This window comes from Enterobacter sp. 301B (assembly GCF_003850715.1).
Lineage (GTDB): Bacteria > Pseudomonadota > Gammaproteobacteria > Enterobacterales > Enterobacteriaceae > Enterobacter > Enterobacter intestinihominis.
The window spans coordinates 50,399-76,753 of the sequence record NZ_PQTC01000017.1 but is presented as its reverse complement, the minus strand read 5'-3'; the positions used below and the strand labels follow the sequence as shown (position 1 = coordinate 76,753).

Here is a 26,355-nt window from a genome sequence, read left to right as displayed (position 1 = left end):
GGCAAGGAACCCCTGATATGCCGCTTTCTTCGCAGTTACAGCAGCACTGGCAGACCGTTTGTGAACGCCTGCCTGAGTCGTTACCCGCGTCATCGTTAAGCGAGCAGGCGAAAAGCGTGCTCACGTTCAGTGATTTTGTGCAGGAGAGCGTCAGCGCTAACCCGGACTGGCTGGCAGCGCTGGAAAGCGCGCCGCCGCAGGCTGACGAGTGGCGGCATTATGCTGGCTGGCTGCAAACCGCGCTGGCAGAGGTGGCAGATGAACCCACGCTGATGCGCGTTCTGCGTCAGTTCCGCCGCCGGGTGATGGTACGCATTGCCTGGGCGCAGGCGCTGGAGCTGGTGAGTGAAGAGAGCACCTTGCAGCAGTTGAGCGAGCTGGCGCAGACGCTGATCGTCGCCGCGCGGGACTGGCTCTACGCCGCCTGCTGTAAAGAGTGGGGCACGCCGTGCAGCGAAGACGGGGTTCCGCAACCGCTGTTGATACTGGGGATGGGCAAGCTGGGCGGCTGCGAGCTCAATTTTTCCTCAGACATCGACCTGATTTTTGCCTGGCCGGAGAACGGCACCACGCGCGGCGGTCGTCGCGAGCTGGACAACGCCCAGTTCTTTACCCGCCTCGGCCAGCGGCTGATTAAGGCGCTGGATCAGCCCACCCAGGATGGTTTTGTCTACCGCGTGGACATGCGTCTGCGTCCGTTTGGCGACAGCGGGCCACTGGTGCTGAGCTTTGCCGCGCTGGAAGATTATTACCAGGAGCAGGGGCGCGACTGGGAGCGTTACGCGATGGTCAAAGCGCGGATCATGGGCGACAGCGACGATGCCTACGCCAACGAGCTGCGCGCCATGCTGCGCCCGTTCGTGTTCCGCCGCTACATTGACTTCAGCGTGATCCAGTCCCTGCGAAATATGAAAGGGATGATTGCCCGCGAGGTGCGTCGCCGTGGCCTGAAGGACAACATCAAGCTCGGCGCGGGCGGTATTCGTGAGATCGAATTTATCGTCCAGGTCTTCCAGCTGATACGCGGCGGGCGCGAACCTTCTCTGCAATCCCGTTCGCTGCTGCCAACGCTCAGCGCTATCGATCAGCTGCATCTGCTGCCGGAAGGCGACGCGCAAACGCTGCGTGACGCTTATCTCTTCCTGCGTCGTCTGGAAAATTTGCTGCAAAGTATCAACGACGAACAGACCCAGACGTTACCGGGCGATGAGCTGAACCGGGCGCGTCTGGCCTGGGGGATGCGGGTGGATGACTGGGCGGCGCTGACGGAACGGCTGGAAGCGCATATGGCGGGCGTGCGCCGCATCTTTAACGATCTGATCGGCGACGACGAAAGTGAATCGCAGGACGATGCGCTCTCCGAGCACTGGCGCGAACTGTGGCAGGACGCGCTTCAGGAAGATGACACCACGCCGGTGCTGGCGCACTTAAGCGACGATGCCCGCCATCGCGTGGTGGCGTTGATTGCTGATTTCCGTCTCGAACTGAACAAACGCGCCATTGGCCCGCGCGGTCGTCAGGTGCTGGATCATCTGATGCCGCATCTGCTGAGCGATGTCTGCTCCCGCGAGGATGCGCCGGTGCCGCTGTCGCGCATGATGCCGCTCCTGAGCGGGATCGTCACGCGTACCACCTACCTTGAACTGTTAAGTGAGTTTCCCGGCGCGCTGAAGCATCTGATTTCCCTTTGCGCCGCCTCCCCGATGGTGGCGAACAAGCTGGCGCGTTATCCGCTGCTGCTCGACGAACTGCTCGACCCGAATACGCTCTATCAGCCGACGGCGACGGATGCTTACCGCGACGAGCTGCGTCAGTATCTGCTGCGCGTGCCGGAAGAGGACGAAGAGCAACAGCTTGAGGCGCTGCGTCAGTTTAAGCAGGCACAGATGTTGCGCGTGGCGGCGGCAGATATCGCCGGTACTCTGCCGGTAATGAAAGTGAGCGATCACTTAACCTGGCTGGCGGAAGCGATCATCGACGCGGTAGTCCACCAGGCGTGGGTGCAGATGGTGGCCCGCTACGGGCAGCCGAAGCACCTTGCTGACCGTGAAGGCCGCGGTTTTGCGGTGGTGGGTTACGGCAAGCTGGGCGGCTGGGAGCTGGGCTACAGCTCCGATCTGGATCTGATTTTCCTCCACGACTGTCCGGTTGACGTGATGACCGACGGTGAGCGTGAAATCGACGGGCGGCAGTTCTACCTGCGCCTGGCCCAGCGCATCATGCACCTGTTCAGCACTCGCACCTCATCCGGCATTCTGTATGAAGTGGATGCGCGTCTGCGCCCGTCCGGCGCGGCAGGCATGCTGGTTACCTCCACGGAGGCTTTTGCCGACTATCAGAAGAACGAAGCCTGGACGTGGGAGCATCAGGCGCTGGTGCGCGCCCGCGTGGTGTACGGCGATCCGCAGCTCAAAACGCAGTTCGATGCGATCCGCAAGGCGGTCATGACGACCCCGCGCGAAGGCTGTACGCTGCAAACCGAAGTGCGGGAAATGCGTGAGAAAATGCGCGCGCACCTTGGCAACAAACATCGCGATCGCTTTGATATCAAAGCTGATGAGGGCGGGATTACCGATATTGAGTTTATCACTCAGTATCTGGTGCTGTTGCACGCGCACGATAAGCCGAAGCTGACCCGCTGGTCGGATAACGTGCGCATACTGGAACTGCTGGCGCAGAACGACATTATGGATGAGCAGGAGGCGCAGGCATTAACCCGCGCCTACACCACGCTGCGTGACGAGCTGCACCATCTGGCCTTACAGGAACAGCCGGGCCATGTGGCGCTGGACGGTTTCACCGATGAACGCGCGCAGGTGACCGCAAGCTGGCAGAAGTGGCTGGTGGAACCGTGCGTAACAAAACAAGTGTGATATTATCGCGCGCAAATTGTGAATCTTTCTGGAGTCAGGAATGAAAGTAACACTGCCAGAGTTTGAACGTGCTGGAGTTATGGTTGTCGGGGATGTGATGCTGGATCGCTACTGGTATGGGCCGACCAGCCGTATCTCTCCGGAAGCGCCGGTGCCGGTAGTTAAGGTCGACACCATTGAAGAACGTCCAGGCGGCGCGGCAAACGTGGCGATGAACATAGCCTCGCTGGGCGCGCATTCGCGTCTGGTGGGCCTGACCGGCATTGACGATGCGGCGCGTGCGCTGAGCCAGTCGCTGGCGGACGTGAACGTGAAGTGCGACTTCGTTTCTGTTCCGACCCACCCAACCATCACCAAGCTGCGCGTGCTGTCGCGTAACCAGCAGCTGATCCGCCTCGACTTTGAAGAAGGGTTCGAAGGCGTTGATCCTGAGCCGCTGCATGAGCGCATTAGCCAGGCGCTGGGCAATATCGGCGCGCTGGTGCTGTCTGATTATGCCAAAGGTGCGCTGGCGAGCGTGCAGACCATGATCCAGCTGGCGCGCAAAGCCAGCGTTCCGGTGCTGATCGACCCGAAAGGCACCGATTTCGAGCGCTATCGCGGCGCAACCCTGCTGACGCCCAACCTCTCTGAGTTCGAAGCGGTGGCGGGCAAGTGCAAAACTGAAGAAGAGCTGGTTGAGCGCGGCATGAAAATCATCGCTGATTTCGAGCTGTCTGCGCTGCTGGTGACCCGTTCAGAACAGGGCATGACGCTGCTGCAACCGGGCAAGGTGCCGCTGCATATGCCAACCCAGGCGCAGGAAGTGTACGACGTGACCGGTGCCGGTGATACGGTGATCGGCGTGCTGGCAGCGACGCTGGCGGCGGGGAACTCCCTGGAAGAAGCGTGCTACTTCGCGAATGCCGCGGCGGGCGTGGTCGTCGGTAAACTCGGAACCTCCACCGTTTCGCCAATCGAGCTGGAAAATGCGGTGCGTGGGCGTGCGGATACCGGCTTTGGCGTCATGACCGAAGACGAGCTGAAAGTGGCCGTTGCCGCCGCGCGCAAACGCGGTGAAAAAGTGGTGATGACGAACGGCGTGTTCGACATCCTGCATGCGGGTCATGTCTCGTATCTGGCGAATGCGCGCAAGCTGGGCGACCGCCTGATTGTGGCGGTCAACAGCGATGCCTCAACCAAACGACTGAAGGGTGAAACGCGTCCGGTGAACCCGCTGGAGCAGCGCATGATAGTGCTCGGCGCGCTGGAAGCGGTGGACTGGGTGGTCTCATTTGAAGAAGACACCCCGCAGCGCCTGATTGCCGGAATTCTGCCTGACCTGCTGGTGAAGGGCGGTGATTACAAGCCAGAGCAAATCGCAGGTAGCGAAGAGGTCTGGGCGAATGGCGGTGAAGTGATGGTGCTCAACTTTGAGGACGGGTGTTCAACCACCAACATCATTAAGAAGATCCAGAAAGACAGTCAGTAAAAAACGGGCCAGTTGGCCCGTTTTTTTATGTCGGGTGGCGGCTGCGCCTTACCCGACCTACGCGTTCATGTAGGCCCGGTAAGGCGTAGCCGCCACCGGGCACAACAGACCGCACTATGCCTGGTCATCCACCGGTGGAATAGCTGGCGCTGGCTTCACCTCTTCCGGCGCATTGCGGCTCTCCAGCTCGCTCAGACGCTGTTCCAGCAGCGCCAGCTTCTCGCGGGTGCGCAGCAGCACCTGCGTCTGCACGTCAAACTCTTCGCGGCTGACTAAATCAAGGCGAACCAACTGTGCCTGCAACGTCTGGCGAATTTTCTTCTCAACGTCATCACCAAACTCACGAATACCTTTCGGCATGGACTCATGAACCTGACGCGCGATCTGCTCAATTTTCTTTGGGTCAATCATTGTCGTTTCCCTTGATGAAAAGGTGTTAGTGCCTATTGTAGCGCGTCATGCCGCGGGTTAAACAAAATTGTTTGAAGCTTATGCATTGCCCAGGGTAATCAATAGCGTTATAGTTATCTCGCTTATTCTCAGGGCGGGGCGAAATTCCCCACCGGCGGTAAATCAGCTTAACGCTGAAAGCCCGCGAGCGCTTTGGGTGAATTCTCAAAGGTCAGCAGATCCGGTGTAATTCCGGGGCCGACGGTTAGAGTCCGGATGGGAGAGAGTAACGATCCAGTCGGGCAAGGCCCGCTCACGTTATTTTTTTGCCGCTTGTACGGCGCTCCTAAGACTGCCCTGATTCTGGTAACCATAAAGTTAATGAGGTTTTTTTACCATGAATCAGACGCTACTTTCCTCTTTTGGCACTTCAACTCAACGTGTTGAACATGCACTGGATGCACTGCGCGAAGGCCGCGGTGTGATGGTGCTTGACGATGAAAACCGTGAAAACGAAGGCGACATGATTTTTGCCGCCGAGAACATGACCGTTGAGCAGATGGCGCTGACCATCCGTCACGGTAGCGGCATCGTATGCCTGTGCATCACCGAAGACCGTCGCCAGCAGCTTGATCTGCCGATGATGGTTGAAAACAACACAAGCGCCTTTGGTACCGGCTTCACCGTGACCATTGAAGCGGCACATGGCGTCACCACCGGGGTGTCGGCGGCTGACCGCCTGACTACCGTGCGTGCAGCGATTGCTGATGGTGCAAAACCCTCCGATCTGCACCGCCCTGGTCATGTCTTCCCGCTGCGCGCGCAGCCGGGCGGCGTGCTGACCCGTGGTGGTCATACCGAAGCGACCATCGATCTGGTGACGCTGGCTGGCTTCAAACCCGCAGGCGTGCTGTGCGAACTGACCAACGATGATGGCACCATGGCGCGCGCGCCGGAGTGCATCACCTTTGCGCGTCTGCACAATATGCCAGTGGTGACGATTGAAGATCTGGTTGAATACCGCCGGGCGCATGAGCGTAAAGCCAGCTGAACATGCTGATGTGAAAAAGCCGGGGAAACCCGGCTTTTTTGTTTCTAGTGGTAGTTAATTTTGAACAGTACCACGGTTTCAAACGGCCCGGACTGAATCGCTTTTCCTTCATCCCGCGAAAGTTCAGCCGTGTAGTTTTGCTCAAGATTCATCATATCGCCCGTAAAATCGGCGTATTCCTTGTACTGGTTGAATGTGTAAGGCTCCGTTCCGTTAAGAATACGCAGCTTTAACCCATTCCCTATCAGTACCGCGGTGTCGTCTGCGCTGAGCGTTTCGGTTGTGTAAAATGACGAGTCCATCTTAAATCCGTCCGAGCACTGGGCATCCTGCACTTTGGTGGTTCGAATTGAAAACGTGCGAATACGCTTCTGCTGATTCACAATGTCGCGCGCACTGAAGGTGCCGAAGTCGATCTCCTGATTCTCAGGGTAAATGCTAAACGTCGCCCCGCAATCCAGTACCGTAATGTTTTGCAGCCCGTTGATGTGATACTTCAGGTTCTTCGCGTCGGCCATCTGATTAACGCCACCCTTACCGTCAAATTGCACAACGATGTAATCGCTGAGCGAACTGACATAGCCATGCGGCGGCACAGCCTTTATTCTCACGAAAAGTCGTAATCGGGCGACGAACGTGCGCGAAATATGGATATCATCCGGATTACCAGAGCAAATGCGATTCTCCCACCCCATCTGGCGGATTTGAGCAGGGGTGTAAATAGTGATGTTATTGTTGTCCAGACACTGGCGGGTATCCACGCCGTTGGGCTGACCTGTAGCATCGTAATCTATACCTTCATAGGTGACGCCCAGCTCATAATAGGGATCGGTTGCGACAGGATAAGGATTTACCCAGGCAAAGACATCTTCCGGCTTAAAATTGCTCGAGACGTTGTTGTCACACGTCACCGGAATCCTAATGTCATCAGACTCCCATATTTTTTGGCCAATTTGGGCGTTGCTGGGTATGGCAAAGGGGGAGATCGTTTTTGTCTCCTCGACGGAACCGCCAGAGCCACCCAGATAACAGTTAAGCGCCATCGCATCTTCCAAAGGTAGCGCTGAAAGCAGCAATGTAAGCAGGACACTAGCGAGCTTTCGCATCTTTATCGATTTTCCGTTCGGTAAGTTTACATTGCGCCGTTCCGGTGCACTGCACGTCGACTTTTTTCAGGGCACCGTAATCGTCGATATAGCCGATGCTGTAATAACTACCGTGGTAATCGCCGGTAGACGCGGTTGCCGTGGCGAAAGGCGCAATCATCAGACTGTCAAAACCCGGCAGCATGGTTTTAGCATTTTTGCTCAGCCACGCCAGCGTGATGTAGTACGGCGTAGGGTTGTGGACCGTGAGCCCATCCGCGTTGGCGGAAATTTCCATTCGCATTTCAGTCAGTTCGCCGGATTTTTTGCTAATCGCTTCTGGACGCCAGAACAGCTTAATTCGGCTCTGCATTGCTACCTGCATCACGCTGCGCTCCTCGCTGGCGCTGGTGTTTTTTGGCGGTACTTCACGCAGGTTGAAATAAAACAGCGATTCCCTGTCTCCTGGCAGCTGGCGAGTAGCGGCTTGTTTAACAATCCTTATCTGCGACGAGGTGCCCGCTTCGATACGTTGAATGGGGGGAAGCGCCATAAAGTGCGTATCTTCTTTTTGTCCCTTTTCATCTTCAATCCAGGAGAGCGCCAGATAAGGCAGCACCTTGCTCTGATTGTCCACTTTCAGGCTGCTGGCCTTGTCGCTTTCTGGAAAAACAATGCGCGTGCGGTCCAGATTAATGGCTGCGTGGGTAGCAAATGCTGTGCTGGTTAGCATCAGGCACAGGCTTTTAAACGGCGTTAATTTCATGATGATTTCTTACTGACACGGCAGTATCAACTGCATACTGTTTTCTAAGTGAGAAGGTAACGAGAAGCGACACTGTTGGTTGTCGCCCCATGTCACGCGAAACTGCTGTTCTGGCTCAACGGCGGCCAGCCAGACGCGGCCTTCATCGGCCACCATCCCAACCTGCAAATTGCTTGCTTCCAGGCGAACAATCGCCCCGAGAGGTGGCGCTCCTGATGACATTCGCAGAACGCCTGTCACGTCCTTACCTGCGCGCGTGGCAATCTGACGATAACCAATGGCTCCCTCAGTCCAGGTTGAGGTCACGACGCGGTTGTCTACGTCCACGCCATCAGGGAGGTTGTTCAGATTGACCTGCACGCTGGAGGGGGAATAGCTGGAGAATGACGGTAAAACGCCGATGCCAAAACGGTTGGTCTCATCTCGCGACATGTTCAGCGGGATATTGCCTACCCCGTCGGTGCTGACCATCACACGAGGTTCATTACCGTAGCTGCGCCGGTGCAGCGCGGCGCCTTTCGCCGTTGAGGTGAAGGAACCACTCCAGCTCGCGCTGAGGGAGTTATATTCGTCAGCTTTATAGCTGCCTGAGAGATTGAGATCGCCGTACGTAGAATAATGCTGATAATTCCCGCTGACCTGCGCGCCGGAATCTGGCTTTCCGCTCTCCGCGCCTGCGGAAACGCCCCAGGTATTATTGCGATCCGACGTGTCATACCACGACACGTTATGACTCAGCGTGTCGCTGTTACGCAGGTCATAGTTAAGACGATGATCGGGATCGAGCGGTACGCTGAGCGAGAGATAGAACTGAGTATCGTCACTTTCGTCTTCCTCATCGTAATGCGTTTTACTCCAGGACAGGGTTACGCCGAGGTTCTTCCAGCGGCCCATATCAAAGTTGTAGCCCGCCGTGATGCTGCCGGTCGTGGAAGGTGAATCATTCCACCATGTCTGACGCAGCATGTTGACGTACAGGTTCAGGGATAACGCTGAAATGTACTGGCTTGCCGTCACGCTCAGGGTTTGTTTCTCCGACTGGCGGTCACCGTCGTCATAATCAAGGTAGCGGGCGTAGCTCAAAAACTGGGGGTCTGAGTAGCGGTAGCTGGCAAGCGTAAGCTGACTGCCGGTGGTATCGAAACGCTTGCTGTAGTTAATGCGATAGCTGTAACCCGTCTGACTGCGCTGGTGTGGCAGCTGGCTGGTGGCCTGCGTGACGTCAAAAGAGAGCGCCCCCAGCCAGGCCATATTCTGGCCGATCCCGGCAGCGACGGAACGATAACCGTCGCCATCAGTCAGCGTGCCGCCATACAGGGAGGTATGTGACAGCATGCCCCAGGAAAATTCGCCGCTCATGAAGGCGTTATCTTCAACGTCATGGGAGGCACCCTGGCGCGCTTTACCCGCCGCGAACTTGTAGCGAACCTGACCCTTGCGCGTTAAAAACGGCACGGACTCGGCAGAGACCTGGAAGGTGCTGACGCGGCCGTCCTCTTCCGTGACTTTGACGTCCAGCGTGCCCTGAACCGACTGGTTAAGATCCTGAATAACAAACGGGCCTGGTGGCACTTTACTTTGGTAAATCACGCGATCGGCAAGGCTTACAGTCACCGTGGCGTTGGTTTGCGCTATCCCGGTAATCTGCGGGGCATAGCCGCGCAGCGACCATGGCAGCATACGTTCTTCGCTGATTAGCGATGCGCCGGTATAGGTAAAGGCGTCAAAAATTGCGGACTGGAAATCCGTTTCACCCAGCGTCAGTTTCGCTCCGATTGAGGGCAGAGGGCGGAACATATATACGCGTGAAAAACGGCCATCCTGCTCTGAGCCTGCTTCAGTATCGCTTCGCGTGTACTGGTAATCGCTTCGCAGGCGCCACGCGCCCATGTTCGCACCGACGGTGCCATAGGTATTGGCGTTGTTATTGCTGCTGCCGCTATTGGGCTGATAATGGCTGGCAAAAAGATTGTAATCCAGCAGTACGCCCGGCACGCCGTTGTCCCAGGTGGATGGCGGCATCCAGTCCACCGCACGGTATTGCAGCCATGCCTGGGGGATCGTCACATTCAGGGATTGGCTATCTTGCTCAAACGTAAATCTGATGTCTGGTCTGGCGGCGAAATCAACGCATCCCTCTTTTTCTGGCAAAGCGTGACGAACCTCATCCTGTAACGCAAATGTATCGGCCAGTTCGTGAGGAATACACACTTGAACTGCATTATTTATTTCTCTCCAGCGAAGGAGCCAGCCATTTGCCAGCGGAATATCATTAACTGAAACGGTAACGAAATAGCTTCCCGGCGTAACCGATATTTGATCTTTAAAACGTGATAAATCGACGCTGCCGCGCTGATCTTTATCAATGGCATTTATATTAAATTCAGTGGCAGAGGTAAGTCTCGTCATTAACAGGGATGCAATGATGATTATCCATTGTAATTTGTATGTCATCATCCTGTTACTCGAATATATAAAGGATGCCGACCGGCATGAATTACCAGTCGGCTAATACTGTTACGTAACAGAACTATTTGTACAACAGGACGTAGTTAGCCGTGGCTTCAACCTGGCCTGCCGTCGCAGTTTTACCCGTGGGGACTTCCATAACCGCTTTGAAATGCAGCGTCTGGGTGGTTGATCCTGCCAGCAACTCAACCTCGTTGGATTCTCCCAGCGTGATAGCAGCCTCCGCATTATCCAGCAGACGTACACCCACGTTCTGCGCACCACTTGCATAGGTGTTACTCATCAGGCTGGTGTCTGTCGCGTCTGTCGCTGCGCTGGTGAAGGTGACATCCACTTTGGTAATTGGCGTGTCGGTTTCGTCTGCCGGATCGTCAAGCTGGCAGTTTTCCAGATTAATATCGACCGGAACCGGCGTGGATTTTTTGTTGGCGTTGATAACGGCCGTAGTCACTTCACCCAGATCGACTTCTTTATCAACGCTGTCTGGTGCGATGCTGCACGGTGCGTCAATAACAACACCTTTGAATTTGATTTTGCCAGAGCCTTGATCTTCAGCAAAAGCAGAACCCGACACAATGCCAGCCATAGCCGCTGCTAACAGTAATTTCTTACCCATATACATGGAAATATCCTTTTTCAGAGTGATTCATAATGTGAATATTAATTTCAGAATACTTGCAAAGTATACGGATTGGGGTGGGAATACGCGATTAACGTGACTTAAATATATTTGTAGGTGCTTTTAATTAATATTTTCAGGCTATCTTAAGAGACGCCTTTTTTTGAAATTCTAATGGGTTTATATTTGGTGGGTTATTATAGGGTAAATATATAGGATTGTTATTTTGAATAATATAATGCCTCCGTATGAAACGGAGGCATTAATTCTTAACCAATACCTGCCGTTTGTAGCAGAACCAGACTCATCCCCATCACTGACATTCCACACAGCACGCCGTAGCTTGGGTTATTGTTGGGATCGATCTCTTTTGCCAGCGGCATCAGCTCATCGACAGAGAGCGCGACCATAATTCCGGCCACGGCAGCCATAATTGCAGCCATTACAACCGGGGATACGAGGCTACCGAGGATCAGCCACGCCAGCACGCCGCCGAGAATTTCAGCCATCCCGGAGATACCCGCCCAAAAGACAGCTGTACGTTTTGAACCCGTGGCGGCATAAACGGGCCCGGCAACGGCAAGTCCTTCAGGAACATTGTGCAAAGCAACGGCCAGCGCGACACCAAAACCCATTTCCAGGTTGCTGCTGGCCGTGACATAGGTGGCGATACCTTCCGGAAAGTTATGCAGGCTGATACCCAGCGTCAGCAGAATGGCCGTGCGTTTGATATTGCCAGGGATGGGGGCAACGCTTTTTTGCATTAGATCCTGCGGGTGCGCGTGAGGAAGGATACGGTCGAGTGCAAAATAACCCAGCAGGCCAATGATAAACATGCCATAGCCCAGAACAGGCGACATCCCTTCGGCGTGAAGCGCGGCGGGCAGCATCTCCATCAGCGAGATAAGCAGCATAATCCCGGCGGCGAAACCCAGCGAGAAGGCCAGCAGGCGATTAGAGGGTTTTTGACCGAGTACCCCAAGGAACGCACCGATAAAGGTCGCGGCGCCCGCAAGTAAGGTCAAAATCAAAGGTACTGACATGCATTCTCCTTAAGCGATATCTGGCATTCAAATTTCCTGATGATGATCTTCACGGTTATCTACGTTCATCTTCACCTGAATGCGCGTAATGTAGGCCCATCACTTTGTCACTTCCTCTAAGGATATCACCATGTCTCCTTCTCGTATGCCAGCACTGTTTTTAGGCCATGGCAGCCCCATGAACGTTCTGGAAGATAACGTCTATACCCGCGCCTGGTGTCAACTGGGTAAGACGTTACCGCGTCCGAAGGCAATTGTGGTGGTCTCTGCGCACTGGTTTACCCGGGGTACCGGCGTGACGGCCATGGAAGCGCCAAAAACGATCCATGATTTTGGCGGTTTTCCGCAGGCGCTGTACGATACGCATTATCCGGCCCCCGGTTCGCCTGAGCTGGCGCAAACGCTGGTGGATTTGCTGGCACCTTTCCCGGTCACCCTGGATAAAGAGGCCTGGGGCTTTGACCATGGCTCGTGGGGCGTGCTGATTAAGATGTATCCTGATGCGGATATCCCGATGGTGCAACTGAGTATCGACAGCACCAAACCGGCTGCCTGGCATATGGAGATAGGGCGTAAGCTGGCTTCGCTTCGTGATGAGGGCATCATGCTGATTGCCAGTGGCAACGTGGTACACAATCTGCGTACGGTACGCTGGCACGGTGAAAATACGCCGTACCCTTGGGCAACAGCCTTTAATGACTATGTAAAAGACAACCTGACCTGGCAAGGGCCGGTCGAACGGCACCCTTTGGTGAACTATCTGGATCACGACGGCGGTTCGCTCTCTAACCCGACGCCGGAACACTTCTTGCCATTGCTGTATGTATTAGGCGCATGGGACGGTCAGGAGGTTATTACAACACCGGTCGACGGTATTGAGATGGGGAGCTTGAGTATGCTGTCGGTGCAGGTGGGGTAAAACATGCCCGGTGGCGCTGCGCTTACCGGGCCTACGCTCGACATGTAGGCCGGGTAAGGCGAAGCCGCCACCCGGCAAGTCTTATTCAATAAAAATATGCGGGTAGAAACGCGAAAGATCCTGCGTAATCAGCGCGCGATCTTCGCGAATACCAATCCCGGCAGGCTGATCGTTAATAAGCCAGCTGCCGATCAGCGTATAGCTGTCGCCAAACTTCGGCAGTTGATAAAACGCCTGGACGATCATCCCTTCCTCACCGTACGGCCCTTCAACCGCTTCCAGCGTTTTACCGTTTTCGATAATCGAGACGTTCGCGCCTTCACGGGAGAAGATTGGCTTAACGACGTATTTCTCCATCGGCGGGAAATCATCTTCGGCAAAGTAAGCAGGCAGCAGGTTCGGGTGGTTCGGGAACATCTCCCACAGCATCGGCAGCAGGGCTTTATTGGAGATAATGCTCTTCCAGGCTGGTTCCAGCCAGCGCACACCGGCGTCTTCCAGCTTGGTAGAAAACATTTCGCGCAGCATGTATTCCCACGGGTAGAGCTTGAACAGGTTGCTGATCACCTGATCCTGCGTGTCCGTAAACTGACCTTTTTCACCTAAACCGATCTCTTCGATATAGAGGAATTCCGTCGCCACTTCCGCTTCGGCTGCGCAGTCCTGCAAATACTGAACCGTACCGCGATCTTCTTCGGTATCGCGACAGCAGGCGAGGTGCAACAGGTTGAAACCGTGCTGTTCACGCAGTTCGGCGAAACGCTCAATCAGTTTTTCCTGAAGGCTGTTGAACTGGTCGCTGCCTTCCGGCAAGTTTCCGGCATTCGCCTGATCTTCCAGCCAGATCCACTGGAAGAACGCGGCTTCGTACAGGGAGGTTGGCGTATCTGCGTTGTTTTCTAAAAGCTTCGGTTCACCCACGCCATCCCATGCCAAATCGAGGCGAGAGTAGAGCGAAGGCTGGTTCGTTTTCCAGGACTGACGAACAAAGCTCCAGGTGTGCTTCGGAATGCGGAATTTGGTCATCAGCTCATCGCTGTCGATGACTTTCTCTACCACCTTCAGGCACATCTGGTGCAGTTCTGCGGTCACCTCTTCAAGCTTTTCGACCTGCGCGAGCGTGAGCTTATAGTAAGCGTCTTCACACCAGTACGGCTCGCCGTACATGGTGTGAAAGTTGAAACCGTATTCGGTGGCTTTTTCGCGCCAGTCCGGGCGCTCGACAATACTGACTCGTTCCATGATCAGCCGCCCATTGAGCGAGTCGAAGAGCCGGTCGCACTACGCTGCATGGTGGTTTGTTTCGCCACAGACTCACCGAAGCCGCCACGGGTAATGGTGCTGGTAGTGGCTGGTTTCGGTGCCATCGCGGTTTTCGGTACGGTCATCGTACGGCCAGGCGTTGCCGCACCGTAACCCTTGCCGGTGGCATCGGTGTATTTACCGTACGCCGGGCTGTTTGGGTTTTTAGAACTAAACAGCGGTTGCTGCTGGTAGCCCGCGCCGCCGCTCATCAGACGGCCCATCATATAACCCGCCATCAGAGGCATCCAGAAGCTACCGCTGGACTGTGCCTGCGCCTGGTTTTCCGGCGCCATACCTGCCTGAGCAGGAGCCTGCTGGCACTGGCCTTCGCCGAATTCGGCTACACAGTCTTCGCGTGAGGCATATTTCGGCGCGGTACGTTCTGCCTCTTTCAGGGCGTTGTTATAGGCCGTCGTACACTCGGCGGCTTTACCGGTTGCGCTCGCACAATCGTCAGCGTTTTGATAGAGCGACACCGTTTCGTCGCTTTGCTCACAGCCTGCCAGCATAAAGACGGCGGTGACCGCCAGCGCGACAGGTGTCAGGTGGCGTGCGTTCCAGCTTTTGCGGAACGACGCGTGATTCATCGTTTTTGTCCGTTTCATATTTGTCTTCCAGGACCCAGGGGTATTAACGCTCAGGATAGAGGATGAGTGGTTGAAAATGAAGCGAAGAGGGGCGAAATCCGGGGGATCTTTACGTTGGCTTACGTTCGGGGGGGATTAATGTGCTCCCTCAGCCCTGTGGGAGAGGGCTGGGGTGAGGGCATCAGGCCGCACTGGGCCTGATGACACACTTAGTTGCGGAACGGATTCGTGCCGCTGCTGGCAGGTGAGGTGCTGCGTGCTGCCGCTGGCTGTGCAACCGGGGCGCTGCCGTTAGCGTTGAAGTTATCAACCGCGGCATCCTGCTCTGGATTTTCCGGCGCCACGCTGTCAGGCGACGTGGATACCGGTTTACCCAGCGTACTGTTCAGCATTTGCAGATCCTGCTCGTTCAGCGTACCCAGCGCCTGCTTGATGTTCAGCTGGTTAATCAGGTACTGGTAACGTGCGCTGGAGAGCTGCTGTTTCGCGTTATACAGCGTGGTCGTTGCGTCTAACACGTCAACGATGGTACGCGTACCGACGGAGTAGCCTGCTTCCATCGCGTCCAGAGAGCTTTGCGCAGAGACAACGGCCTGTTTGTAGGCGTTGATGCTACTGATAGAGGCATTGACGTTGTTAAAGGAAGAACGCACGGTCTGCACCACGTTGCGGTGCGCGCTTTCCAGCTGCTCGCTGGCACCCACAAAGTTGTATTGCGCCTGTTTCACCTGAGAGTTAACCATCCCGCCCTGGTACAGCGGCAGAGAGAAGCTAAGGCCCACTTTGTTCTGGCCAACGTTGCTGTCGTCATAGGCCTGAGACGTCGTTTTAGACCCGCTGTAGCTGGTATCCGATACGCCGGTAGAGGCGCTCAGGCTCAGGGTTGGCAGGTGACCATCCTGTGCAAGGCGGATCTGCTCGCGTGCCAGATCCTGGCTCAGGCGCGCCTGCAATAAGGTCAGGTTACGGTTTTCCGCTTCTTTCAGCAGAGCATTAACCGCCTGCGGTTTGTCCGTTTTGAAACTGTCCACGTTCAGAGAGGCCAGCTCAGGATAGTAGTTACCGGTGACCTGACGCAGTGCTTCCAGTGCGTTGTCGAGGTTGTTACGTGCGGTCACTTCGTTTGCCAGTACGGTATCGTACTGTGAACGGGCGTTCTGCACGTCAGTGATCGCAACCAGACCCACATTAAAACGCTGGGTGGTTTGATCTAACTGACGGTAAATCGCCTGTTTCTGCGCTTCGGTATAGGAGAGCGCGTCAATCGCGCTCAGTACCTGGAAATAGGCGGTCGCGGTATTCAGGATCAGCGTTTGCTGATCGGTCTGATAGGTGACATCCTGAATGCCTGCGCTCTTTTCCTGCAAACTCAGTTCACGCCATTTGGACATGTCGAACAGGGTCTGTGTAAGCTGTAAAGAGGCGCTGGTGGCATTCGAGTCGATGCCATTGTTATCGCGAAAACCGTTAGTGTAGGTATAATCTGCACCTAAGCCTAACTGCGGCAGCAGTGGACTACGTGCTTCGTTAATCTTTTCAAACGCAGCATCACGATCGGCCGCTGATTTACGTAAATCAGGGTTGCCCAGACGTGCCTGCTGGTAGACCTGTAACAGGTTCTCTGCCTGGCTCATTGCACTGAAGCCCGTCAGGCTCAGGCCGATAAGGATGGGGAGCAATTTCTTCATTTGCATTCCTTGTTGTGAAGCAGTATTAGCGCTGATCTAATTAAAAATAATTGCCGATTCTAACAGAATCATCCACACCAAAAGGTTGGCGTAACGTGCCATCTGGCGGTAATTTGCTCCAATCTACCATATAGCCATACAAACGGCAGCCAAACAGCCTTGAAATTCACAATTTCATCACCATTGCTACCAGGACTCGACCGATGCAAAAACCAGAAAACGTGCCTGTCACCTTCGCCAAAAACGATGTAGAAATTATTGCACGAGAAACGCTTTATAGCGGTTTTTTTTCAATGGAACTTTACCGTTTCAGGCATCGCCTGTTTAACGGTGAAATGAGCGGTGAAATCAAACGCGAAATTTTTGAGCGCGGGCATGCGGCAGTCTTGCTACCCTTTGACCCAGTGCGTGATGAAGTCGTGCTGGTCGAGCAGGTCCGTATTGCGGCGTATGATACCAGCGAAACGCCGTGGTTGCTGGAGATGGTGGCCGGGATGATCGAGGAGGGTGAGTCGGTCGAAGACGTCGCTCGCCGCGAGGCGCTGGAAGAGGCAGGCCTGGCGATCGGTCGGACGAAACCGGTGTTGAGCTACCTGGCAAGTCCGGGGGGAACAACGGAACGCTCATCTATTATGGTGGGCGAAGTGGACGCCACGACAGCGAAAGGGATCCACGGTCTGGCAGATGAAAACGAAGATATTCGGGTTCATGTGGTGAGTCGGGAGCAGGCTTACCAATGGGTAGAAGAGGGTTTAATCGACAACGCAGCGTCTGTCATCGCCTTGCAATGGCTGCAACTGCATCATCAGAATTTACGAAACGAGTGGAAAAAATGAAGCGCTATACACCTGACTTCCCAGAAATGATGCGCCTGTGCGAAACCAATTTCGCCCAGCTGCGCCGCCTGCTGCCGCGAAACGACGCGCCCGGCGAAACGGTAAGCTATCAGGTGAGCAACGCGCAGTATCGGTTAACGATAACAGAATCAACGCGCTACACTACGCTGGTGGAGATTGAGCAAACGGCGCCGAGCATCAGCTACTGGAGCCTGCCGTCGATGACGGTACGTCTTTATCATGATGCGATGGTCGCTGAAGTGTGTTCAAGCCAGCAGATCTTTCGCTTCAAAGCGCGGTATGATTATCCGAATAAAAAGTTGCATCAACGCGACGAAAAGCATCAAATTAACCAGTTTTTAGCCGACTGGCTAAGATATTGTTTAGCACATGGAGCAATGGCGATTCCGGTTTGTTAGCGTCATAAACCTACCTAAGGACACCATTTGGAAAGCCTGTTGAACCTGACTGTTGCTGGTGGGGCGCCAGTCAGGATATTACAAATCACCGACACCCACCTTTTTGCCGAAAAGCATGAGACGCTTCTGGGCGTGAACACCTGGGAGAGTTATCAGGCGGTTCTTGACGCGATCCATGCTGAAAAGCGGCCATGCGATCTGATCGTCGCGACAGGCGATCTGGCGCAGGATCAATCCTCCGCAGCCTATCAGCATTTCGCCGAAGGAATTGCGAGCTTTAGTGTGCCTTGCGTCTGGCTACCGGGCAATCACGATTTTCAGCCCGCCATGTACAGTTCGCTTCAGGAGGCGGGGATTTCGCCGGCAAAATGTGTCTTTACGGGGGACCAGTGGCAAATTCTGCTCCTCGACAGTCAGGTGTTTGGCGTTCCGCACGGTGAGTTGAGCGACTATCAGCTTGACTGGCTGGAGACAAAACTGGCCGCCGAACCGAATCGTAATACGCTGCTGTTACTGCATCATCATCCGCTGCCGGCGGGCTGTAGCTGGCTTGATCAGCACAGCTTACGCAACTCTGCGGCGCTGGATAGCGTGCTGGCGAAATTCCCGCGCGTGAAAAATTTGCTGTGTGGGCACATTCACCAGGAACAGGATCTCGACTGGAACGGTCGCCGCCTGCTCGCGACGCCGTCCACCTGCGTTCAGTTCAAGCCCCATTGCGCTAACTTCACGCTGGACACCATCGCACCGGGCTGGCGATGGCTGGACCTGCATGCCGACGGCTCGCTGACCACCGAAGTGTGCCGTCTGGCTGGCGCGCAGTTCCGCCCGGATACCGCTTCAGAAGGCTATTGATGTCGACGCTCCTCTATCTGCACGGGTTCAACAGTTCTCCGCGTTCCGCAAAGGCGACGCAGTTTCGCCAGTGGCTGAGCGAACATCATCCGCACGTGGAGATGATTATTCCGCAGCTGCCCCCTTATCCGGCGGACGCGGCAGAAATGCTGGAATCGATTGTGCTTGAACACGGCGGCGAATCGTTTGGCGTTGTCGGCTCGTCCCTCGGCGGCTACTACGCCACCTGGCTGTCGCAATGCTTTATGGTGCCCGCTGTCGTCGTTAACCCGGCGGTCCGGCCATTTGAGCTGTTAAGGGACTTTCTTGGCGAAAACGAGAACCCCTACACCGGCCAACAATATGTGCTAGAGTCACGCCATATTTACGATCTCAAAGTTATGCAGGTCGACCCGCTTGAAGCGCCCGATCTTATCTGGCTGCTGCAACAGACGGGAGATGAAGTGCTGGATTACCGCCAGGCAGTGGCGTATTACGCATCCTGCCGCCAGACTGTAGAAGAGGGCGGAAACCATGCTTTCACGGGCTTTGAAGATCATTTCACCCAGATTGTCGATTTTCTTGGACTGCACAGCCACTGACAATCAATGCGAATTGCTAGCTTAAATCATGACGCAAACCTATAACGCTGATGCCATTGAGGTACTCACCGGGCTTGAGCCGGTTCGCCGCCGCCCGGGGATGTACACCGATACGACGCGCCCAAACCACCTGGGCCAGGAAGTAATTGATAACAGTGTGGACGAAGCGCTGGCAGGTCATGCCAAACGCGTGGACGTTATCCTGCACGCCGATCAGTCGCTGGAAGTCATCGACGATGGCCGCGGCATGCCGGTGGATATTCACCCGGAAGAGGGGGTTCCTGCCGTTGAGCTGATCCTCTGCCGTCTGCATGCGGGCGGTAAGTTCTCCAACAAAAACTACCAGTTCTCTGGCGGCTTGCACGGCGTGGGGATCTCTGTGGTTAACGCCCTGTCAAAGCGCGTGGAAGTGAACGTCCGTCGCGACGGACAGGTGTATAACATCGCGTTTGAAAACGGCGAAAAAGTGCAGGATTTGCAGGTCGTCGGGACGTGCGGTAAACGCAACACCGGCACCAGCGTCCATTTCTGGCCTGACGAAAGCTTCTTCGACAGCCCACGCTTTTCTGTTTCCCGCCTGACGCACCTGCTGAAAGCCAAAGCGGTGCTGTGCCCAGGCGTAGAAATCACCTTTAAAGATCACGTTAACAACACCGAACAGAGCTGGCGCTACGAAAAGGGTCTGAACGATTACCTGTGCGAAGCGGTTAACGGCCTGCCGACCCTGCCGGAAAAACCGTTCGTCGGGAATTTCGAAGGTGATACCGAGGCGGTGGACTGGGCGCTGCTGTGGCTACCTGAAGGCGGTGAGCTGCTGACGGAAAGCTACGTCAACCTGATCCCAACGCTGCTCGGTGGGACGCACGTCAACGGCCTGCGTCAGGGTCTGCTGGATGCGATGCGCGAGTTCTGCGAATACCGCAACATTCTGCCGCGCGGCGTGAAGCTTTCCGCAGAAGATATCTGGGACCGCTGCGCCTACGTGCTTTCCGTGAAAATGCAGGATCCGCAATTTGCCGGTCAGACTAAAGAGCGCCTGTCGTCACGCCAGTGTGCGGCGTTTGTTTCCGGCGTGGTGAAAGATGCGTTTACCCTGTGGCTGAACCAGAACGTTCAGGCCGCAGAAATGCTGGCTGAAATGGCGATCTCCAGCGCCCAGCGTCGTCTGCGCGCGGCGAAGAAAGTGGTGCGTAAAAAACTGACCAGCGGCCCCGCGCTGCCGGGCAAGCTGGCGGATTGTACCGCCCAGGATCTCAACCGCACCGAGCTTTTCCTGGTGGAAGGGGACTCGGCGGGCGGATCGGCCAAGCAGGCGCGCGATCGTGAGTATCAGGCGATCATGCCGCTCAAGGGTAAGATCCTCAACACCTGGGAAGTCTCGTCTGATGAAGTGCTGGCCTCGCAGGAAGTACACGACATCTCCGTGGCGATCGGCATCGATCCGGACAGCGACGATCTGAGCCAGCTGCGCTACGGCAAGATCTGCATTCTCGCGGATGCGGACTCCGATGGTCTGCACATCGCCACGCTGCTGTGCGCGCTGTTCGTGAAGCACTTCCGCACGCTGGTGAAAAACGGTCACGTCCACGTGGCGCTGCCGCCGCTGTACCGTATCGACCTTGGCAAAGAAGTCTACTATGCGCTGACGGAAGAAGAGAAAGCGGGCGTGCTGGAACAGCTGAAGCGCAAGAAGGGCAAACCGAACGTGCAGCGCTTTAAAGGGCTGGGCGAGATGAACCCGATGCAGCTTCGCGAAACGACGTTGGATCCGAACACGCGCCGTCTGGTGCAGCTGACGATCAGCGACGAAGACGAACAGCAAACCAACGCCATGATGGATATGCTCCTTGCTAAGAAACGTTCGGAAGACCGACGTAACTGGCTGCAGGAGAAAGGCGATATGGCGGATATTGAGGCCTGATGCTGAAAAAGCCCTGCGATGCAGGGCTTTTTTTTGCCCGGTGGCGCTGCGCTTACCGGGCCTACGATCGATCCCCTCGCCCCTCTGGGGAGAGGGTTAGGGTGAGGGGAACGCCTCGCACTGACGTCAAAACTCCATCTTCACCGTAAACTGCACTTCACGCGGGTCGCCAATCTGGTTGCCCAGGTTATTGGTCGCAATCGACGACGTGTAGTAGGTCTTATCAAACAGGTTTTTCACGTTCACCTGTAGCGTCACCGGATATTGCAGCTTCATTTTGTACGCCGCAAATGCATCCGCCACGAAATAGCCCGGCAGATAATAATCCGCACCGTTAGTCGCTGAACGACGGCTCACGCCGTGCCCGCCGCCGCCAATTGTCAGCGTATTCCCGGCAAACGCATTGTGAATATCGTACGTCAGGAACAGGGAGCCGGTATGGCGCGGCACGTTCGGCAGCGGTTTGCCCGCGTAGTCCGGGTCTTCCAGCACCTTCGCATCGGTATAGCCGTAGCTGGCGATAATGTTGGTGTTCTCGGTCAGCGATCCGGCGAGATCCACTTCGACACCCTGCGAGCGCACGCGGCCCGCGGTTTTGGCGACGGTTTCATCACCGATGCTCTCGGTGTACAGCACGTTGCGCTTGTGGATATCAAACAGCGCGATGTTGGCGGTAATGCCGTCGAACAGGTCGAATTTAGCGCCTATTTCATACGCATTCGACGTTTCCGGCGGCAGGTCGCCGATGTAGCTCGCAATGGACGACTGCGGCATAAACGTCTGGGAATAGTTAGCAAACAGGGAGACTGCCGGCGTGAGCTTGTATACCAGGCCCAGCTTCGGCGTCCACTGGTCGTCGCGGCTGTCGGTGTTGACATTAAACGGACGGCCTTTGCCCGCGTACTGGGTGTAATACTGGTAGCGCAGTCCGGCAACGGCGATCCATTTATCGGTCAGGTACAGTGCGTCCTGCGCGTAAGCGGAGTAGCTCTCCTGCTTGATGGTTTGATCGCTGTCGGATGCCGAGACGGTGGTGCACTTGCCGAGGCTGCCGTAGCTCGGGTTGTAAATATTGAAATCCTTAACGTTCTTACAACGGATCATGTCCGTACGCAGCAGATCGTAATTCTCATACGACACGCCGGTCAGGATCTCATTGTAAAAGCCCGCGATGTCCACGTTCCCCTGCAAATCTGCCCGCGTTGTGTGCATACGCTGGGTCGAACCCTGGGTCGCATCCACGCGGCGGGTCAGGTTGCCGGTTTTTGAATCGTAGGCCATCACGCGAGCCTGGTTATCGCTGTACTTATCCTGGCTGTAGCTGTAGTCGAACTTCGCGGTCCACTGGCTGTTAAGGCGATACTCCGCATTAAGCTGAGCGAGGTCGGACTGACCGTCGGTCACGTTAAATGGCTCATCAAAGCGGGTTTTGCGATCGACGTCGACGGCCTTTTTGGTGTTGAGATCGAAGATCGTTCCGCGATCGAACGGCGTTTTATAGTCGCGATGCGAATAGAGCATGGTCACGGTGGCATCATTGCCGAACCAGGTCAAAGACGGGGCGATAAAGGTGCTGCGTTCGGTGCCGTAATTACGCCAGTAATCCTCGTCCTGATACTCCCCCGTCAGGCGATAGGCCAGACGCGTACCTTCAATCGGACCGGTGACGTCAAACTGTCCGGTACCGCCGCCAAAGCTGGTTGATGTGGCAGAAATCGAGCCGCCGAAGGTTTTCTCCGGGCGTTTGGTCACTACGTTAATCAGGCCGCCGGGGTCGAGAATACCGTAAAGGGTCGAGGCCGGGCCTTTTAGCACCTCCACGCGCTCGGTTGCGGCATTGAAGCTGCGCGGCAGCACGGTGCGCAGGCCGTTGGTCATGATCGAGCCATCGCGGTTTGCGCCGAAGCCACGGCGCACGAAGGCATCCTGCGTGCCGCCCAGGGTGTTGGTCTGCACCACGTTGCTGACGTTATACAGCGCCTCGTCGAGCGTGGTCGCGTTTTGGTCTTCCAGCACTTTATCGCTGACGGTATTGACCACCTGCGGGATGTCCAGCATCGGCATGTTGGTCAGCGTGGCGGTGGAGGTGTTCAGGGGCTGATAGCCGCTGGTGGCGTCGGTGGAAGCGTAAGGGTCGGCAGTGACGGTAAGCGTCTCACCGTCTTTTGCTGCTGCGTGCACCAGAGGCGCCATGAACAGGAGTGAAAAGAGCGCGCGCCCTTTTACCCCGGCGAATGAAGGTGTGAACTTAGCCATTACATCTGTTTTCCCAAAATATCCTGCGATGAAATGCTCGCGGAAGAATGTGTGAGTCATTGCCCTTACGGTCTGTCCGTTAGCCTCTACGGCATCGGACTTGTAATTGAGAATCATTCAAGCATGAGGGAATGTAGTAGTAAATGGAATAAATAAAAATTTCGCTACAGAGGTTTCTCTCTGGCTAATACGCGTTGATTTCCTGTTTAAGGCATTGAAAATAATTGATAAAAAGGAATTTCGATTTGTGAATCGATGCTCAGTTATCCCTGGGTTTTACAGGGTATATCTTCGCTTGACTACTACATGGCGCGGCGGCAAACTCACAAAAGAGAATGAGTTTTATTTTTATTTGTTGGTTTTTTTTCTTACGTTGGCGTTCACGTGGCTCACTACATCAAAAAGCCGGGACTGGTTCTTGAGAACCTCTCCGCGGGTTACCAGAAAAAAATCATCGTTGATGATATCTCCCTTGCGATCCCCCAGCAGAAAATGACTGTTCTGGTGGGCGCAAACGGCTGCGGAAAATCGACGCTGTTAAGTACCCTCGCGCGGCTGCTTCAGCCGCTCGGCGGCAGCGCGGTGCTGGACGGCAAAGCCATCCACTCGCAGCCAACCAAAGCGGTCGCCCGCCAGCTCGGGATCCTCCCGCAGTCTCAGCTGCTTCCAGAAGGGTTAACCGTATTTGAGCTGGTCTCGCGCGGACGTTTCCCCTGGCAGAACGTGATGCGCCAGTGGAGCGAGGAAGACGAGCGGGCCGTGGAGGAGGCGTTACGCCTGACCGGGACGGCAGAGTTTGCCCATCATCTGGTTGAAAGCCTGTCCGGCGGCCAGCGCCAGCGCTGTTGGATCGCCATGGTGCTGGCGCAGCAAACGCCCTACATCCTGCTGGATGAACCCACGACGTACCTCGATCTTCGCTACCAGGTGGAGATCCTCGAACTGCTGCACACGCTGACGCGCCGGCACGGGCGCACCGTGGTGGTGGTTCTGCACGATCTCAACTTCGCCGTGAACTACGGTGATTCGCTGGTCTTTTTACGTCAGGGAAAGGTTGAGGGGGTACTGCATGAGGGCGACGCCTGCACGCCGGAGCTGATCAAAGCGGTGTTTGATGTCGACGTGCATATGTCGGTTAACCCGCTGACCGGCAAGCCGTTCTTTATGCCGTTCCGTCAGGCTGTCGACAAACCATGATGCGCACGTCTGTGGCCTTTATTCTCTTTACGCTGCTGCTTCTGGCAGGCGCGATTGCGCACCTGAGCATCGGGGCGCGCGTTATCGCCCCCCGGACGGTAGTAGACGCATTTTTCCACTTCGACCCGCGCAATTTTGAGCATAGCGTGATCGTCAGGCTGCGCTTGATGCGACTGTGCGCTGCCCTGGTGACGGGCGCGGCGCTCGGCGTCGCGGGCGTGCTGCTGCAGTCAGTGATCCGCAACCCGCTCGGCGAGCCGCATATCCTGGGGCTAAATGCAGGGGCGGCGCTGGCGGTGGTGCTGACGAGTGCCCTCGGGCTGTCGCTGCCGTTTGGCCGCCCTCTGATAGCCGCAGCCGGCGCCGCCGCGCTCTTTTTGCTGGTGCTAACGTTCTCCTCATCCGGGCGTACCGGTCTCACGCCGATGAAAGTCACGCTGTGCGGCGTGGCGATGTCGGCATTTGCCTCATCGATAACCGCCACGGTGTTGATTCTGGATGAACAGACGCTGCTGGCCATGCGGACCTGGCTTGCGGGGGATGTGGCGGGAGTCATCGGCGAGACGACCGCTAGCGCCGCGGGGGGCGCTGCCGTGGGTTTTGCGCTGGCGCTCTGGCTGTCGCCGTCGCTGAACATGCTGGCGCTGGGGGACAGAATGGCGCAGGGGCTTGGCGTGTCGCTGCTGAAAACGCGCCTGCTCGCGCTGCTGGCCATCGCCCTGCTGTGCGGCGCGGCGGTTTCAGTTGCCGGACCGATCGGGTTTATCGGACTCGTTGTGCCGCAGCTGATTCGCCGTCTGGTATCGGTGGACCTGCGCGTGATGGTGCCGCTCTCAGCCCTCTGCGGGGCGCTGGTTCTGCTGATGGCGGATATCGCCGCCCGCACGCTGTTTACGCCGTATGAGCTGGCAACCGGCGTGATGACTGCGCTGGTCGGCGCGCCGGTCTTTATCCTTATGGCGTCAAGGATGTTCAAATGAACCGGGCTGGATTGAGGGCAGTACGATTTCCCTCCTTCTCGGCGCTGGTTCGCCCGAGGGCGCTGCTGTATCTGACCGTTTTAACCCTTGCCGTTTTACTGCTGCTAAGTTTTGGCCTGACGCACGGCTCGCTGCCCATTCCTGCTTCCGCCATCGGACGTGCGCTGTTTTATCCTGAACGTCTGACGGCGGATGCGCATTACATTGTGATGGATATCCGCCTGCCGCGCCTGCTGATGGCGGTGCTGTGCGGCGCGATGCTCGGCATGGCGGGGGCGGCCATGCAGTCCATTACCCGCAACGGCCTTGCTGACCCCGGACTTATCGGCGTGAAAGAGGGCTGTAGCGCGGCGGTGCTGCTGCTGATTTTTCAGTTTCCGGGATTGGGGCCGTACTGGCGTCCACTTATCGGCATGGCCGGTGGGCTGCTGACCGCGCTGCTGGTAGTGGCGCTGGCGCGTGATATCTCGCGCCCGCGATTCATCCTGATCGGCATCGGCGTGTCATGGGCGTTTGCCGCCGCGATGGGGGTCTTTATGACGACCGCCGACGTGCGCGACGTCCAGACGGCGATGCTGTGGCTGGCGGGGAGTCTGCATGCGGCAAGCTGGACGCTGGTCAGCATCGCTGCTGCCTGGACAGTGCCGGCGTTTGCGCTGCTGCTCTTAACCGCGCGCGCCGCAGACGTAGCCTTGCTCGGCAACCACACTGCGACGGGGCTGGGCGTGCGGACTTCACGCCTCGCGCTGCTGCGCGTGTTTGCCCCCGTGGTGCTCACCGCGGCCTGCGTCTCCTGCGTGGGGAGTATCGGCTTTGTCGGGCTGATTGCCCCGCACATGGCGCGCCTGCTGCTGCGCGGAGGGCAAACGGCACTGCTGACGGGAAGTGCCGTACTGGGCGCGCTGCTGGTGCTGCTGGCGGATAACGTCGGGCGGCTGGCATTTCTCCCGTTGCAGCTGCCGGCGGGAATTGTCATTTCACTGATTGGCGGACCGTTTTTCCTGCTGCTGCTCTGGCAGCGTCGGGATCGATTTTAGGGGATAG

At 56.3% G+C, this 26,355-nt stretch carries 22 protein-coding genes and 1 riboswitch; of the genes, 12 read left to right on the top strand and 10 right to left on the bottom strand.

Annotated features, from left to right (window positions below; all coding sequences use genetic code 11):
- The first annotated feature begins 17 nt into the window (after positions 1–17).
- Both glnE and hldE read left to right on the top strand, forming a co-directional pair.
- Positions 18–2,873, top strand: a complete 2,856-nt coding sequence (gene glnE / locus C3451_RS17890) for a bifunctional [glutamate--ammonia ligase]-adenylyl-L-tyrosine phosphorylase/[glutamate--ammonia-ligase] adenylyltransferase (protein ID WP_022649435.1) — start codon at positions 18–20, stop codon at positions 2,871–2,873.
- Between the two features lie 40 nt (positions 2,874–2,913).
- Entirely contained in the window at positions 2,914–4,344 is a 1,431-nt protein-coding gene (gene hldE, locus C3451_RS17885) for a bifunctional D-glycero-beta-D-manno-heptose-7-phosphate kinase/D-glycero-beta-D-manno-heptose 1-phosphate adenylyltransferase HldE (RefSeq protein ID WP_045622943.1), read from the top strand.
- 114 nt (positions 4,345–4,458) lie between these two features.
- On the opposite strand, the gene ubiK is transcribed toward hldE, so the two are convergent.
- Entirely contained in the window at positions 4,459–4,755 is a 297-nt protein-coding gene (ubiK, locus tag C3451_RS17880; RefSeq protein WP_000566823.1) for a ubiquinone biosynthesis accessory factor UbiK, read from the bottom strand.
- 120 nt (positions 4,756–4,875) lie between these two features.
- Positions 4,876–5,026, top strand: a riboswitch (FMN riboswitch).
- Positions 5,027–5,131: 105 nt separating this feature from the next.
- Between ubiK and ribB the strand changes: the two genes are divergently transcribed.
- Positions 5,132–5,785, top strand: a complete 654-nt coding sequence (ribB, locus tag C3451_RS17875; protein ID WP_003862538.1) for a 3,4-dihydroxy-2-butanone-4-phosphate synthase — start codon at positions 5,132–5,134, stop codon at positions 5,783–5,785.
- Between the two features lie 44 nt (positions 5,786–5,829).
- Here ribB and C3451_RS17870 read toward each other — a convergent pair whose 3' ends face one another.
- The 5 genes from C3451_RS17870 to zupT form a co-directional block, all read right to left on the bottom strand.
- Complete coding sequence (locus C3451_RS17870; RefSeq protein WP_032621917.1) at positions 5,830–6,891, bottom strand: type 1 fimbrial protein; 1,062 nt, start codon at positions 6,889–6,891, stop codon at positions 5,830–5,832.
- Entirely contained in the window at positions 6,875–7,636 is a 762-nt protein-coding gene (locus C3451_RS17865; RefSeq protein ID WP_022649433.1) for a molecular chaperone, read from the bottom strand. The genes C3451_RS17870 and C3451_RS17865 overlap by 17 nt, the downstream gene beginning before the upstream one ends.
- 9 nt (positions 7,637–7,645) lie before the next feature.
- A complete protein-coding gene (locus C3451_RS17860; RefSeq protein ID WP_045622941.1) occupies positions 7,646–10,090 on the bottom strand; it encodes a fimbria/pilus outer membrane usher protein in 2,445 nt (814 codons plus the stop codon).
- Positions 10,091–10,166: 76 nt separating this feature from the next.
- Positions 10,167–10,727: a fimbrial protein gene (locus C3451_RS17855; RefSeq protein ID WP_022649431.1), complete on the bottom strand. Its 561-nt coding sequence runs from the start codon at positions 10,725–10,727 to the stop codon at positions 10,167–10,169.
- A 266-nt stretch (positions 10,728–10,993) separates the two neighbouring features.
- Positions 10,994–11,767: a zinc transporter ZupT gene (gene zupT, locus C3451_RS17850; RefSeq protein ID WP_023306970.1), complete on the bottom strand. Its 774-nt coding sequence runs from the start codon at positions 11,765–11,767 to the stop codon at positions 10,994–10,996.
- A gap of 130 nt (positions 11,768–11,897) precedes the next feature.
- Here zupT and ygiD point away from each other — a divergent pair, with 130 nt between their 5' ends.
- Entirely contained in the window at positions 11,898–12,686 is a 789-nt protein-coding gene (gene ygiD, locus C3451_RS17845; RefSeq protein WP_045307992.1) for a 4,5-DOPA dioxygenase extradiol, read from the top strand.
- Positions 12,687–12,767: 81 nt separating this feature from the next.
- Here ygiD and C3451_RS17840 read toward each other — a convergent pair whose 3' ends face one another.
- The 3 genes from C3451_RS17840 to tolC all read right to left on the bottom strand — a co-directional run bounded on the left by C3451_RS17840 (position 12,768) and on the right by tolC (position 16,266).
- On the bottom strand, positions 12,768–13,928 hold the full coding sequence (locus C3451_RS17840) for a glutathionylspermidine synthase family protein (protein ID WP_022649428.1): 1,161 nt from the start codon (positions 13,926–13,928) through the stop codon (positions 12,768–12,770).
- A 2-nt stretch (positions 13,929–13,930) separates the two neighbouring features.
- Positions 13,931–14,596 (bottom strand): DUF1190 family protein, encoded by a 666-nt coding sequence (locus C3451_RS17835; RefSeq protein WP_006811983.1) that lies wholly within the window; start codon positions 14,594–14,596, stop codon positions 13,931–13,933.
- A 191-nt stretch (positions 14,597–14,787) separates the two neighbouring features.
- Positions 14,788–16,266 (bottom strand): outer membrane channel protein TolC, encoded by a 1,479-nt coding sequence (gene tolC, locus C3451_RS17830; protein WP_022649426.1) that lies wholly within the window; start codon positions 16,264–16,266, stop codon positions 14,788–14,790.
- A 203-nt stretch (positions 16,267–16,469) separates the two neighbouring features.
- Between tolC and nudF the strand changes: the two genes are divergently transcribed.
- The 5 genes from nudF to parE are packed head-to-tail and all read left to right on the top strand — an operon-like array spanning position 16,470 to position 20,878.
- Complete coding sequence (gene nudF / locus C3451_RS17825) at positions 16,470–17,102, top strand: ADP-ribose diphosphatase (RefSeq protein WP_022649425.1); 633 nt, start codon at positions 16,470–16,472, stop codon at positions 17,100–17,102.
- Complete coding sequence (locus C3451_RS17820) at positions 17,099–17,521, top strand: DUF1249 family protein (RefSeq protein ID WP_003862516.1); 423 nt, start codon at positions 17,099–17,101, stop codon at positions 17,519–17,521. Before nudF ends, C3451_RS17820 begins: the two co-directional genes overlap by 4 nt.
- Before the next feature lie 27 nt (positions 17,522–17,548).
- Positions 17,549–18,376 carry a 3',5'-cyclic-AMP phosphodiesterase gene (gene cpdA, locus C3451_RS17815; RefSeq protein WP_023298619.1) on the top strand — a complete coding sequence of 276 codons (828 nt, stop codon included), beginning with the start codon at positions 17,549–17,551 and terminating at the stop codon, positions 18,374–18,376.
- The gene (yqiA, locus tag C3451_RS17810) at positions 18,376–18,957 is read left to right on the top strand and encodes an esterase YqiA (RefSeq protein WP_022649423.1); all 582 of its coding nucleotides are present in this window, start codon (positions 18,376–18,378) and stop codon (positions 18,955–18,957) included. Before cpdA ends, yqiA begins: the two co-directional genes overlap by 1 nt.
- Positions 18,958–18,985: 28 nt before the next feature.
- Positions 18,986–20,878: a DNA topoisomerase IV subunit B gene (gene parE / locus C3451_RS17805; RefSeq protein ID WP_023306966.1), complete on the top strand. Its 1,893-nt coding sequence runs from the start codon at positions 18,986–18,988 to the stop codon at positions 20,876–20,878.
- A gap of 126 nt (positions 20,879–21,004) precedes the next feature.
- Here the strand turns inward: parE and C3451_RS17800 are convergent, their stop codons facing one another.
- On the bottom strand, positions 21,005–23,134 hold the full coding sequence (locus C3451_RS17800) for a TonB-dependent siderophore receptor (protein WP_045623386.1): 2,130 nt from the start codon (positions 23,132–23,134) through the stop codon (positions 21,005–21,007).
- A 384-nt stretch (positions 23,135–23,518) separates the two neighbouring features.
- Between C3451_RS17800 and C3451_RS17795 the strand changes: the two genes are divergently transcribed.
- The 3 genes from C3451_RS17795 to C3451_RS17785 are packed head-to-tail and all read left to right on the top strand — an operon-like array spanning position 23,519 to position 26,348.
- Positions 23,519–24,331 carry an ABC transporter ATP-binding protein gene (locus tag C3451_RS17795; RefSeq protein WP_045623388.1) on the top strand — a complete coding sequence of 271 codons (813 nt, stop codon included), beginning with the start codon at positions 23,519–23,521 and terminating at the stop codon, positions 24,329–24,331.
- Complete coding sequence (locus C3451_RS17790; protein WP_045623389.1) at positions 24,328–25,311, top strand: iron ABC transporter permease; 984 nt, start codon at positions 24,328–24,330, stop codon at positions 25,309–25,311. The genes C3451_RS17795 and C3451_RS17790 overlap by 4 nt, the downstream gene beginning before the upstream one ends.
- A complete protein-coding gene (locus C3451_RS17785; protein ID WP_045623390.1) occupies positions 25,308–26,348 on the top strand; it encodes an iron ABC transporter permease in 1,041 nt (346 codons plus the stop codon). Before C3451_RS17790 ends, C3451_RS17785 begins: the two co-directional genes overlap by 4 nt.
- Positions 26,349–26,355 lie beyond the last annotated feature (7 nt).